Source organism: Streptomyces sp. NPDC003248 (genome assembly GCF_055563235.1).
This window is the reverse complement of the sequence record NZ_JBVHDT010000001.1, coordinates 897,319-910,239: the sequence shown is the minus strand read 5'-3', so window position 1 is coordinate 910,239 and position 12,921 is coordinate 897,319. Positions and strand designations below refer to the sequence as shown.

10 protein-coding genes are annotated in these 12,921 nt (G+C 70.8%); 8 read left to right on the top strand and 2 right to left on the bottom strand.

Translation table 11 applies throughout. The features are described 5' to 3' along the window. Positions 1 to 29: 29 nt before the first annotated feature. The 4 genes from ilvD to ACZ3KJ_RS03850 all read left to right on the top strand — a co-directional run bounded on the left by ilvD (position 30) and on the right by ACZ3KJ_RS03850 (position 4,674). Positions 30 to 1,874, top strand: coding sequence for a dihydroxy-acid dehydratase (gene ilvD, locus ACZ3KJ_RS03865; protein ID WP_467524322.1), 1,845 nt, complete (start codon positions 30 to 32; stop codon positions 1,872 to 1,874). A gap of 96 nt (positions 1,875 to 1,970) precedes the next feature. After that, entirely contained in the window at positions 1,971 to 2,978 is a 1,008-nt protein-coding gene (locus ACZ3KJ_RS03860) for a bile acid:sodium symporter family protein (protein WP_467524321.1), read from the top strand. A 108-nt stretch (positions 2,979 to 3,086) separates the two neighbouring features. Then, positions 3,087 to 3,227: a hypothetical protein gene (locus tag ACZ3KJ_RS03855; protein ID WP_467524320.1), complete on the top strand. Its 141-nt coding sequence runs from the start codon at positions 3,087 to 3,089 to the stop codon at positions 3,225 to 3,227. Positions 3,228 to 3,279: 52 nt separating this feature from the next. Then, on the top strand, positions 3,280 to 4,674 hold the full coding sequence (locus tag ACZ3KJ_RS03850; RefSeq protein ID WP_467524318.1) for an NAD(P)/FAD-dependent oxidoreductase: 1,395 nt from the start codon (positions 3,280 to 3,282) through the stop codon (positions 4,672 to 4,674). Positions 4,675 to 5,262: 588 nt separating this feature from the next. Here the strand turns inward: ACZ3KJ_RS03850 and glnA are convergent. Further along, positions 5,263 to 6,624 carry a type I glutamate--ammonia ligase gene (gene glnA, locus ACZ3KJ_RS03845; protein WP_467524316.1) on the bottom strand — a complete coding sequence of 454 codons (1,362 nt, stop codon included), beginning with the start codon at positions 6,622 to 6,624 and terminating at the stop codon, positions 5,263 to 5,265. A gap of 329 nt (positions 6,625 to 6,953) precedes the next feature. On the opposite strand from glnA, the gene ACZ3KJ_RS03840 reads away from it, so the two are divergent. Then, positions 6,954 to 8,141: a globin domain-containing protein gene (locus tag ACZ3KJ_RS03840; protein WP_467524314.1), complete on the top strand. Its 1,188-nt coding sequence runs from the start codon at positions 6,954 to 6,956 to the stop codon at positions 8,139 to 8,141. A 173-nt stretch (positions 8,142 to 8,314) separates the two neighbouring features. After that, positions 8,315 to 10,915 (top strand): DUF6185 family protein, encoded by a 2,601-nt coding sequence (locus tag ACZ3KJ_RS03835; RefSeq protein ID WP_467524312.1) that lies wholly within the window; start codon positions 8,315 to 8,317, stop codon positions 10,913 to 10,915. A 49-nt stretch (positions 10,916 to 10,964) separates the two neighbouring features. Here ACZ3KJ_RS03835 and ACZ3KJ_RS03830 read toward each other — a convergent pair whose 3' ends face one another. Further along, a complete protein-coding gene (locus ACZ3KJ_RS03830) occupies positions 10,965 to 11,405 on the bottom strand; it encodes an RrF2 family transcriptional regulator (protein WP_467524310.1) in 441 nt (146 codons plus the stop codon). A gap of 160 nt (positions 11,406 to 11,565) precedes the next feature. On the opposite strand from ACZ3KJ_RS03830, the gene ACZ3KJ_RS03825 reads away from it, so the two are divergent. Next, the gene (locus tag ACZ3KJ_RS03825; RefSeq protein WP_467524308.1) at positions 11,566 to 12,234 is read left to right on the top strand and encodes a DUF3105 domain-containing protein; all 669 of its coding nucleotides are present in this window, start codon (positions 11,566 to 11,568) and stop codon (positions 12,232 to 12,234) included. Continuing rightward, positions 12,231 to 12,851 carry a DUF305 domain-containing protein gene (locus ACZ3KJ_RS03820; RefSeq protein ID WP_467524306.1) on the top strand — a complete coding sequence of 207 codons (621 nt, stop codon included), beginning with the start codon at positions 12,231 to 12,233 and terminating at the stop codon, positions 12,849 to 12,851. Before ACZ3KJ_RS03825 ends, ACZ3KJ_RS03820 begins: the two co-directional genes overlap by 4 nt. Positions 12,852 to 12,921 lie beyond the last annotated feature (70 nt).

The following is a 12,921-nucleotide window of genomic DNA, read 5'->3' as shown; positions in this document are numbered from 1 at the left end:
CGACGCCCGTGAGCCGCTTGGATCGGCACATGCCGCAGTTCAGATCACGTACCGTCACCCACGGCCGGAACATGGCGGGGGCGCGCGCCTTGATGCGTGCCTCCGGCGTGGCCAGCGCGGACATCGGCATCAAGCCGGTGATCGCGGTGGCCAACAGCTTCACCGAGTTCGTCCCCGGTCACACCCATCTGCAGCCGGTGGGCCGCTTGGTCGGCGAGGCCATCGCGGAAGCGGGCGGTATCGCACGGGAGTTCAACACCATCGCGATCGACGACGGCATCGCCATGGGCCACGACGGGATGCTGTACTCGCTTCCCTCCAGGGAGCTGATCGCCGACTCCGTCGAGTACATGGTCCAGGCGCACTGCGCGGACGCCCTGGTCTGCGTCTCCAACTGCGACAAGATCACCCCGGGAATGCTGATGGCCGCACTGCGGCTGAACATCCCCACCGTGTTCGTTTCCGGCGGGCCCATGGAGGGCGGCCGGGCGGTCCTGCCCGACGGCACCGTCCGCGAGGGTCTGACCCTGGTCACCGCCATGTCCGAGGCGGTCAACCCGGCCGTCTCCGACGCGGACATGGACGCGATCGAGGAGTCGGCGTGCCCGACCTGTGGATCGTGCGCCGGGATGTTCACGGCCAACTCCATGAACTGTCTGATCGAGGCGCTCGGCCTGGGCCTGCCCGGCAACGGCACCACCCTCGCCACCCACACCGCTCGCCGGGACCTGTACGAGCGGGCCGGGCGGACGATCGTGGAACTGACCGAGCGGTACTACGGCAAGGGCGACGCCACCGTACTGCCCCGGGCGATCGCCTCCCGGGCGGCGTTCGACAACGCCATGGCCCTGGATCTGGCCATGGGCGGCTCCACCAACACCGTGCTGCACCTGCTCGCCGCCGCTCACGAGGCCCGGCTCGACTACGGCCTGCCGGACATCGAGGCCCGGTCGCGCGAGGTGCCGTGCCTGTGCAAGGTGGCCCCCAGCAGCGACTACCTGATGGAGGACGTCCATCGGGCCGGCGGCATTCCGGCCCTCCTGGGTGAACTGAGCCGTGCCGGGCTGCTGCACGAGGACGTCAAGGCCGTCCACGCCGACTCGCTCGCCGCATGGCTGTCCGCCTGGGACGTCCGCGCCTCCTCGCCCTCCCCCGAGGCGCTCGACCTCTTCCACGCCGCTCCGGGGGGTGTCCGCTCCGCGTCCGCCTTCTCCCAGTCGGCCCGTTGGAAGTCGCTGGACCTGGACGCGGCCAAGGGCTGCATCCGCGACACCGCCCACGCCTATTCGCCCGACGGTGGGCTGGCCGTGCTGCGGGGCAACCTGGCGCCGAACGGGGCGGTGGTCAAGTCCGCCGGTGTCCCTGACGGTATGACCGTGTTCACCGGCGAGGCCGTGGTCACCGACTCACAGGAGGAGGCGGTGGAGGCGATCCTGTCCGGACGGGTGACTCCCGGAAGTGTCCTGGTCATCCGTTACGAGGGTCCGCGCGGCGGTCCGGGCATGCAGGAAATGTTGTACCCGACCGCCTACTTGAAGGGGCGGGGCCTCGCCGAATCCGTGGCGGTCCTCACCGACGGCCGCTACTCCGGCGGCAGTTCGGGCCTGTCCGTCGGCCATATCTCGCCCGAGGCCGCCGCCGGCGGCCCGCTGGCCCTCGCCGCCGACGGCGACCGGATCACCGTCGACATCCCGGCCCGTACCCTGCAACTCCACGTGCCCGAGTCGGAGCTCGACGCCCGCCGTGCCGGCCGAGATGCCTCGGGGTACCTGCCGAACCGTCGTGAACGGCCGGTCACGACGGCCCTGCGCGCCTACGCGGCCCTGGCCCAGTCCGCCGACACGGGCGCCGTGCGCGCCCTGCCCACGGACTGACGCACCGTCATTCCCTGTGCTCACAGCCGAGATCTCCCGCGCGTCGCCACCTTGACGGACACGACGGCGGGCGCGGAAAGCGAAGGCATAACGACCATGGACCAACTTCAGGATCCGAGCGGGCCAGTTACCCCGGTGGCGGCCGGGACCTCCACGGAGAACGCCTCCGACGCCGATCGGACGGCCCGGCGCGCGGTCATCGTCTTCCCGCTGCTGGTGCTCGCCGCCGGGGCGCTCGGCCTGGCCTGGCCTTCGTCGTTCACCGAGGGCAAGCCCGCCATCCCCTATCTGCTCGGCCTGATCATGTTCTGCATGGGGCTGACGATGACGTCACAGGATTTCCGCATCGTCGCCAGGCGCCCCTGGACCGTCGGCCTCGGCCTGGTCGCCCATTATGTGATCATGCCGGGCCTCGGCTGGGCCATCGCCCGACTGCTGCACCTTTCCCCCGAACTGGCCGTCGGAGTGATCCTCGTCGGCTGCGCTCCGAGCGGGACGGCGTCCAACGTCGTGACGTTCCTGGCGCGGGGTGACGTCGCGCTGTCGATGTCCGTCGCGACGGTCTCCACTCTCCTCGCTCCCCTCATCACCCCCTATCTCGTCCTCCTGCTCGCGGGACACCTGCTCGACGTCGAGGCCGGCCCCATGGTCGTGGACATCCTGAAGACGGTTCTGATTCCCGCCGTCGCCGGCCTGCTCGTACGACGCTTCGCCGACGGGCCGGCACGTCGTTGCCTGCCCGCTCTGCCCTGGCTGTCCGCCATCACCGTCGGCGTGATCGTCCTGATCGTCGTGGCGGCGAGCGCCTCCGCGCTCAAGGACGCGGCGGCTGTCGTCCTGCTGGCCGTGGTGCTGCACAACGGCTTCGGCCTTGCACTCGGTTACGCCGCCGGCCGGTTCGCCGGGCTCGAAACCGCGGCGAGCCGGGCGATGGCCTTCGAGGTCGGCATGCAGAACTCCGGGCTCGCCGCCTCCCTGGCCTCGACGTACTTCGCTCCGCTGACGGCGCTCCCGGCCGCGGTCTTCTCGGTCTGGCACAACCTGTCCGGCGCCCTGGTCGCGGCAGGGATGAATCGGCGTTCCGGATCCGGCACGGGCACCTGACCCCGCCGTGTCCAGTCATCAGGTCTCCTCCTGCTGCTCGACCTCGCACTGGTCCTGTCCGGGCGTGCCCTGCTCGGCGCACCGGCCACCCGCACGGGACAACCAGCGGTGACCGGTGAACTCCTCGGTGGCACCCTGCTCGGCCCGACCGTGCTCGGCGAGTGGTCCCCCACCGGACCACTGCCGACCCTGTGCACCCGACGGCCGGGCACCACGGCTCCGGCCTCGGCGGCCCGGCTGATCGACTGATCGGCAGTCCTCGACCACGACAATCTCTGGCCAAACGAACAAGGGAGTGACTTTGTCGGGCAACGTCCTGGTAGTGGGTGGCGGTCCCGCCGGATCGGTCACCGCGACATTCTTGGCGCAGGAAGGGTTTTCCGTCCGGCTGATCGAGAGCCAGCACTTCCCCCGCTATCACATCGGGGAGTCCCTGACGCCATCCAGCCGGCACGTACTGGACATGATCGGCGTGACCCAGAAGCTCGACTCGATGGATTTCCAGCGCAAACGCGGCGGTGTCTTCCACTGGGGTGAGGACACCTGGGTCATCGACTGGAGCAAGATTTTCGGCACCGGCGTACACACCTGGCAGGTCGACCGAAGCCGATTTGACGCTCTCCTTCTCGACAACGCTCGCGAGAAGGGGGTCGATGTCGAGCACGGAATCACGGCCAAGTCGGTGACGTTCGGGGACGACGGCCGACCCGCGGCGGTGGCGTGCAAGGCCGAGACCGGGGAAACCTTCACGATCGACGGATTCGACTTCCTCGTCGACGCCTCCGGCCGGGCGGGCCTGCTGAGCACCAAGCACCTGCGTAACCGCAAGCCACACGAGATATTTCGCAATGTGGCACTCTGGGGTTACTGGGACAACGCCGGCGCGTTGCCGTCCTGCCCCGAGGGCGGGATCAACGTGATCTCTTCGCCGAAGGGCTGGTACTGGGTCATTCCGCTGGGCGGCGGCCGCAACAGCGTGGGGCTCGTCACGCACAAGGACACGTTCGCCGCGGACAAGCGCCGGCACCCGGACCTCGAATCGCTCTATCACGCTTACCTCCAGGAATCCCCGGAAGTCAAGAAACTGCTCTCGGAGGCCGATTTCACCGGGCACACCCGGGTCGAGACCGACTACTCCTATGTCGCGGACGAATTCTCCGGACCGGGATACATGATGGTCGGCGACGCGGCATGCTTCCTCGACCCCCTGCTGTCCAGCGGAATTCACTTCGCTCTGTACGGCGGAATGGTGGGCGCCGCGGCCCTCGCCTCGACCGCACGCGGCGAAGTCACCGAGGCCGAAGGGCTGCGTTTCTTCGAATACTCGTACAAGCGCGCATACTCCAGGATGCTGACCCTGGTCAACAACATGTATCAGGGGTACCGCGGAAAGAGCGACTTCTTCTGGACCGCCGACCGGCTCGTCGGTCAGGAGTCGTCCGGAAACGAAGTGTCGTTCGGCGAGGTCATCGGCGGTCTGTCCGACATACGCGAGGCCACCGACGCGACGACACGCGTGGGCACTTCGGAGCTGCGGGAGGAGGCCCTACGGGTCCAGCAGCCGGAACTCGACCGCGGCCGACCGCTGTTCGGCGCTCAGCCGGCCCCGGACGGAACGAACGAGGACCCGATCGACGGTCTTCAACTGGTCACCGAACCCCGCCTCGGCCTGCGGCGCGTATCCGGCACGGGCTGAGCGGGCGCGAACCCTTCACCGGGACACCGATCAGCCCCTCACCGCCGGCCTGCATCCGCTCGTCGGAGACGAGAGCGCGCTGTCCGCGATCGCCCGCGCTCCCGAGGCATGCCCTCCTCGGGAGCGCTCACCACCCTGCACACGCCGTGCCCGTGCCCGGGGGGCGCGGCGGCGAGGGCGACCACTGCCACGCACTGGTCCGGCGACGTGACGGGAGCCGAGCAGACTTTCGCCGGCGGCGGCCACTGGGGAACAGAGCCGCCGCCCGGTCGCCCTCCGCGGGCGGCGACGACCTGCGCACCGTGGCCGTTGAGGTTCCCGCCGGCCGTCGGCACGGCCGGCCGGCGGAATCACGCTCCAGGGCGGACATCTCCTCGACGTCGGTCGGGGCGCCCAGCGGATCAGCCTCGACGAGGCCCACGAGGATCCGCTCGCGGCCGAAGCCGCTGACGACCGCTTCATGGACCGGGGGCACGGCCTGATCGGTCCGGCCAGACGGCCCAGGGCCGGTGAGACGCGAGGGGGCCGACGGTCCACGACCGTCGGCCCCCTACGTCGGCGCGGAGAGAAATCCGCTCCGACCTGCCCTTACAGCACCGGCAGGTTCTTCCGCAGCTCGAACGCGGTGACCTCGGAGCGGTACTCCTCCCACTCCTGGCGCTTGTTGCGCAGGAAGAAGTCGAAGACGTGCTCGCCGAGCGTCTCGGCGACGAGGTCGCTGCGCTCCATCAGCGTCAGCGCCTCGCCGAGGTTCTGCGGCAGCGGCTCGATGCCCAGCGCGCGGCGCTCGGCGTCGGACAGCGCCCAGACGTCGTCCTCGGCGCCCGGCGGGAGTTCGTAGCCCTCCTCGACGCCCTTGAGGCCGGCGGCCAGCAGCATGGCGTAGGCCAGGTACGGGTTGGCGCCGGAGTCGAGGGAGCGGACCTCGATGCGGGCGGAGCCGGTCTTGCCGGGCTTGTACATCGGGACGCGGACGAGCGCGGAGCGGTTGTTGTGGCCCCAGCAGATGTACGAGGGGGCCTCGCCGCCGGCGCCGGCGGTGCGCTCGGTGCCGCCCCAGATGCGCTTGTAGGAGTTGACCCACTGGTTGGTGACCGCGGAGATCTCGGCCGCGTGCTTGAGCAGGCCGGCGATGAAGGACCGGCCGACCTTGGACAGCTGGTACTCGGAGCCGGACTCGTAGAACGCGTTGCGGTCGCCCTCGAAGAGGGAGAGGTGGGTGTGCATGCCGCTGCCGGGGTGCTCGGAGAACGGCTTCGGCATGAAGGTCGCCTGGACCCCCTGCTCCAGCGCCACCTGCTTCATGACCAGGCGGAACGTCATGATGTTGTCGGCGGTCGACAGCGCGTCGGCGTAGCGCAGGTCGATCTCCTGCTGGCCGGGGGCGCCCTCGTGGTGGGAGAACTCGACCGAGATGCCCATCGACTCCAGCATGGTGATCGCCTGGCGGCGGAAGTCCATGCCGATGTTCTGCGGGGTGTGGTCGAAGTAGCCGGAGTTGTCGGCGGGGGTGGGCCGTGAGCCGTCGAGGGGGCGGTCCTTCAGCAGGAAGAACTCGATCTCGGGGTGCGTGTAGAACGTGAAGCCCAGGTCGGAGGCGCGGGCGAGGGCACGCTTGAGGACGTACCGCGGGTCCGCGAAGGACGGGGAGCCGTCCGGCATGAGGATGTCGCAGAACATGCGCGCGGTGCCGGGGGCCTCGGCACGCCAGGGCAGGACCTGGAACGTGGAGGGGTCCGGCTTGGCGATCATGTCGGACTCGTAGACGCGGGCGAATCCCTCGATCGCGGAACCGTCGAAGCCGATGCCCTCGTCGAACGCCTGCTCCAGCTCGGCCGGGGCCACGGCGACGGACTTGAGGAAGCCCAGCACGTCCGTGAACCACAGGCGTACGAACCGGATGTCGCGCTCCTCCAACGTCCGGAGCACGAACTCCTGCTGCTTGTCCATCTTCCGCTTCCCCATCCTTGCTGGTCAGGCCGCCTGTCTCCGTCCCGCGGGAGGCGGTCGGGCACCTGAGCATCCCACCACAACAGCATTTCACGCGCGTTGCGGACCTTGATCGCCACGGCGACCCCGGCCTGAACGCTCGCGTACGGGCAGGTGTACCGCTTCGTCGCCCATCTTGCCTGTTCGGACCGACATCCGTAATGCCCGTCCCCGCCCTCCTCCCCGGCCTCTCTAAATTTGCATCTCAGATGCAAGTTTTACTACGGTGCCGAGCACCGACCATCGACCGCCGGACCGGACCGGACCGGCACCCGTCCGAAGGAGGACTCATGCTGTCCGAACAGTCCGCAGCCACCGTCCGCGCCACGCTCCCCGTCGTCGGAGCGGCCATCGGCCAGATCACCGAGCGCTTCTACGACGGTCTGTTCGCGGCCCGTCCCGAGCTGCTGCGCGACCTGTTCAACCGCGGCAACCAGGCCGCCGGCACCCAGCGCCAGGCCCTGGCCGGCTCCGTGGCCGCCTTCGCCACGCACCTCGTCGAGCACCCGGACACCCGCCCCGACGCGATGCTCACCCGCATCGCCCACAAGCACGCCTCCCTCGGCATCGCCCCCGAGCAGTACGCCCTCGTCCACGAGCACCTCTTCGCCGCCATCGTCGAGGTCCTCGGCGAGGCGGTGACCGACGAGGTCGCGGCCGCCTGGAACGAGGTGTACTGGCTGATGGCCAACGCCCTCATCGCGATCGAGAAGCGGCTGTACGACGAGCAGGGCGGCCACTCCTGGCGGCTCTGGGAGGTCGTCGAACGCGTCCAGGAGACCCCTGACGTCGTCACCTTCCGGCTCCGCCCGCTCGACGGCGGCCCGGTCCGCGACTTCCGCCCCGGCCAGTACGTCTCGGTCCGCACCGCGCTCTCCGACGGCGCCCGCCAGATCCGGCAGTACAGCCTGTCCGGGGCGCCGGGCACCTCCGAGCGCCGGATCAGCGTCAAGCGCGTCCCCGGCGGCACCACCCCGGAGGGCGAGGTCTCGAACCACCTCCACGCGCGCGTGCACGAGCGCAGCGTGCTGGAGCTGTCGGAACCGTACGGCGACCTCGTCCTGGACGCGGTTCCGGGCAGCACCCCGGTGCTCCTGGCCTCGGCCGGGATCGGCGTCACCCCGATGATCCCGATGCTGGCCCGGCTCGCGGCCACCGGCCACCCCGCCCCGGTCACGGTCGTCCACGCCGACCGCTCCCCCGCCGACCACGCCCTGCGCGCCGACCACGAGACGTACGCCGCGAAGCTCCCCGCCGCGGCCGTCCACCTCTGGTACGAGCAGGACGCCCCCACCGGCGCCCACACCGGCCGCGCCGACCTCACCGGCGTCACCGTCCACCCCGGCACGCGCGCGTACCTGTGCGGCCCGCTCCCCTTCATGCGCGCCGTACGCGCCCAGCTGATCGAGAAGGGCGTGTCACCGGCGGACGTGCACTACGAGGTGTTCGGGCCGGACCTGTGGCTGGCGGGGGCGTGACAGCCCGACGCCGCACCGGACCAGCGCCACCCCGCGGGGCGCCCGACGGACGACGCGCCGACCGGTCGCGGCCCGCTCACTCCCGGCGGGCCACGGCCGTTGCCCCGGCACGTCGCGCATGTCGATGGCATGCGCCATGATGGCGGCCACGGAAAGGCAGTCAGGGGGGACTGTTGGACAACCGGGGGATCGTCCGCACGCTGTCGGTACTGACGGCCGTGCTGTGCCTGCTGGCCACCACGGCGACGGCGTGGGCGGCTGAGCCGTTCGACCAGGAGGAGTGCGCGGGTGACCGGCTCTCGGACGCCCGGGTGCGCACATCGGTGGCGCTGAGGCACGACAAGCGCACCTACAGCAAGATCACCACAAGGCTGACCGTCGAGGTGCCCGCCGCCTGGCCGCTCGCGCCGGACCTGCTGCTCGGCGAGGGAAGCCGCCGCTACCTTCGGGCGATGTCCTGTCTCGTCAGGACGGATCAGGGAGATCAGCGTCGCTGGACCGAGTGGCGGGTGGCGAACCCCGTGGTGACGTGGAGGGACGGCCACGTCAGGGTCGTCTACCGGGCGCACTCGTGGGCCAACGACTACCACTCGTTCATCGACGTGGGCCTGTGGCGGTTCCAGGCAGGCGCCGAGCGCTGGACCCTGCGGCTCAGGGTGCCTCCCGCGCTCGCCGGGGCGCGGTGGGAGAAGATCTCGGTCGACCCGGGCCGGCCCGGCGCCGAGTGGGCGAGACCGCGCCCCACGGCGGGCGAGGGGGCCACCGCGCTGGTGTGGCGCCCGGACGAGACGGACGAGCGCCGGGGCGGAGCACGGGCCGACGCGGCCAGGGACCGGTCGGTGCCCGCTGTGGCGGTCGGACTCGATCCGTCGTGGCAGCGCTCCTGGAGCGCCCAGAGCAACCGTCTGAGCGCCCTGGGTCTCGACAGCCTCGGACGCCTGCTCCGCGTGTGCGTGGTCTCCGCCCTCCTGCTTTCGGCGGCCCGCATCTGCCGACGGCGCCCAGGCACGGCTTCCCTCCCCCAGCTGCGCACGCTGGACCACCTGACCGGGTGGGCGCGGTACGCCGTCCTGCTGTTCCTCCTGGTCGACGCCGATCTGCCGGCCGAGCGAGTCCTCGCGTACGTAGACGAGTGGCCGGCCTTCCCCGAACAGCTCTTCCTCGAGTACGGCCTCGCACTGCCGGTGATCCTCGTGCTGCTGGTGCTCGCCGGTCTGCCGATGCGATGGCCCCTCGCCGTCGTCACCGTACTGAATCCCATGGCCACATACGTGCTCATCGGCGCGTCACGCGAGTTCGTGGGGGTCGGTTTCGCGCTCGGCGTCCAGTCCGCACTCGCCTTCTGCTACGTGGCCGCCACCCTGCTCGCCCTCACGGCCGCCCTGTGGAGGATCGCCGCCGACGGGAGGCTACTTCCCGAGAGCAGACGCTTTCCCGGTCAGAACCGCACCCTGCGACTCCCCATGGCCGGGACGGCGGTCGTCGCGGCCACCGTGCTCATCGCCGTCTGCTACGCGCTGGCGGAGGAACGGGACTGGCTGCGGGCCTCCTGGCTCAGTGACCCGGCGAGCCCCGCATCCGGGACGGAGCGGCTGAACGACTACCTCTGGACAGTCATGTGGTCGGTCTCCTACCTCCAGGACCTGTTCATCGACGACCATGCCTGGTGGCTGCTCACCTCGGTCGCCGTGCTGGCCGCGCTGCGCGCGTGGCGCCGTCCCGGTGCGCTGACGCCCCTCGACGACCCGGCGGACCGCATCCTGTTCCTCACGTTCTTCGCGGTGACGGTCGGCCTGGGCAGCGGCACACACCTGGGGAACGCGCTGCCCGCCGCGCTGTGGGTGCCCCTGTACATGGGAGCCCTGTACGGGACAGCCGCGCTCCTGACCCACAGATCGGTCCTCGCCCAGCGTTTGGAACTCTCCGGACGTCCACTGGCCTCGGCAGCCACGCCTACGGCGCGCCCGCTCCTGCTGCGCAGGTCACGGGCCTACCGTGAGATCCACGCCGAGCTGCGCCGCCTGGACCAAGGGCTCTTCGGTGACGAGCCACCGAAGCGGGACGACCTGGAGAAGCAGCTCGAGAAGCTGCACGACTGGCCGGCGCAGACGCCGTCGGCCGTACTCGACCGGTTGCCGGGCAAGGTGTCGGTCGTGGACGCGGCTCTGGCCCTGGGGCCGGGGCACGACTGGTGGGCCAACGGCCGGCGCGGGGCACTGTACGCCCTGCTACCGGGACTGCCGGCGGCCGTGCTCGGCGCGTGGGCCTGGCGGGTGCGGGGAGAAGCCTGGCAGGACACGCTGTCGGACATGGTGGGGTTGCCCTCTCTCCTGTTCAACGCCCTCTACTGGACGGTCGCCTGGTCCGCGGCCGGATTCACCCTCGGCGCCTTGTGGAAGGTGCTGCCGGGACGCCGCGGAGCCATCAAGGCCCTCCCGGTCACCGTGGCCTTCGGCCTGCCCCTGGGCCTCGACACCCTGGTGAGCTGGTTCGCGCATGAGAGCACCACCAACTCGGCCCTGCACCTGTCGATGATGCTCTTCGTGCTGACCGTCACGGCCATAGCGCTCGACTTCGACACCTTCGGCGGTGAACGGCGGTATTGGCAGAGCCGCATGGGGCTGCTCCTGTCCGTCTACCAGATGCGGTACTACTCCCTACAGGTCGCCTATCTCGTCGCACAGATCATCGCCATGATCAGCATCTGGCAGTTCTTCGCGGAGCCCGACGGGGCGCCGTCGCAGGACCCGACGCCGCCGACCGCGGGTGGCTGAGCGCACCGCGAGCTCCTGTTCGGCCGCGACAGGGAAAGCGGGGACGCGGTCAGGCGAGCCGGGGGATGCCCAGCAGCAGGGGGCCCGTCGGTTCCGCGATCATGTCCGCGATCGTCAGCGGGTCGAGGGACGCGAAGAAGGCCTCCTGGGCCCGGCGCAGGGCCCCGCGCAGGCGGCAGCCGGAGCTCAGGGGGCAGGGGGCCGACGTACCGCCCTCGCAGTCCACGACGTCGCCGTCGCCCTCGAAGGCCCGGACGACCGCGCCCACCGACGCCGTACGGCCCTTCTCGGTCAGCGCGAGACCGCCGCCCCGGCCGCGCCGGGCCTCCAGCAGGCCCATGTGCTGGAGTTCGGCCACCACCTTGGCCGCGTGGGTGTAGGGGACCTCCATCGCGGCGGCCACATCACGGGTCGTCGGGGTGGTCTCACCGGCCACCGCGAGCCGCATGAGCACGCGCAGTGCCAGGTCGGTGGAGCGCAAGAGCCGCATGAGGGAAGCGTAGATAATACGCATCTTCCCTTCAACTTTGCTCCGTCCTCTCCGGCGTCTTGGCCGTGACCCGCCTACGCCCTTTCCCCCTCTCCCCTTACGATCAGCTGACTCGCGTGCACCGTCCCGCTCGCCGCCCCCTTCCGTGAAGGACAGACTCATGGGTTCCGCCGAGAACAGCACCAGCGCGGCGCGCAAGGCGCGCATAGAGGAGATGCGGCAAGCCGACCGGACGCGTGAGCGGCGCAACCGCGTGGTCACCGTCGCGGCCGCCGCGGTCGTGGTCGCCGGGCTCGTCGCGGGCACCGTGTTCGTCGTGCAGTCGCGGTCGGACGACACCTCCGCCTCCACCGACGCGAAGGCCTCGGCGAACGGGACGTTCGTCACCGGCTCGGACGGCGTGCGCACGTGGAAGGGGACGCTCGGGCGCACCCACGTCACCAAGACCGTGACGTACCCGACCGAGCCGCCCGTCGGCGGCGACCACGCCCAGGCGTGGATGAACTGCGACGGCGACGTCTACACCGAGGCGTTGAACGACATGAACGCCGTGCACTCCCTGGAGCACGGCGCGGTCTGGGTGACGTACACCGGCGAGGCCCCGAAGGCGGACGTCGAGGCGCTGGCGGCGCGGGTCGGGAAGACGCCCTACACGTTCATGAGCCCGTACGAGGGCCAGGCCGACCCGATCATGCTCACCGCCTGGGGGCACCAGCGGACGGTGACCGGCGCGAGCGACCCGGACGTGGACACGTTCCTCGAGAAGTTCGTGCAGGGCGAGCAGACGCCGGAGCCGGGCGCCGCGTGCACGGGTGGCCTGTCGCAGTGAGGCTCGCCCGGGTCGCCGTGTCCGTGGCCGTGGCCGGAGTGCTGGTCGCCGCCGGGGCCGTCGGCCGCTCCGTCGCGGGCGGCGACGGCGCCGGGGTCCCCGCCGCCGGCTCGGCGGACGCCGGCTTCGCCCGGGACATGGCCGTGCACCACCAGCAGGCCGTCGAGATGTCGTACATCGTGCGCGACCGCACGACGGACGAGGACGTGCGGCGGCTCGCCTACGACATCGCGCAGACGCAGGCCAACCAGCGCGGCATGCTGCTGGGCTGGCTGGACCTGTGGGGGCTGCCGAAGGTGTCGTCGGCCGAGCCGATGGCCTGGATGGGCATGAGCGGCATGGCCTCCGGCGAGGACGGCGCGCTGATGCCGGGCATGGCCACCGACGCCGAGACGGAGAAGCTCGGCACCCTGGAGGGCGAGCAGGCCGAGGTGTTCTACCTCCAGCTCATGACGGCCCATCACCAGGGCGGCATCCACATGGCGCAGGGCTGTGCCGCCCGGTGCACCGTGGAGGCGGAGAAGCGGCTCGCGCAGGGCATGGTGGACGGGCAGCGGTCGGACATCCAGCTGATGGCGGATCTGCTGGAGGAGCGGGGGGCCACGGCCCGGCCGTGAGGGCGGTGCGGCGGTACGGCGGCCCGGCCGCGGGAGCGGTCGCGGAAGCCCGGCCGCGGGGGCAGTCGCG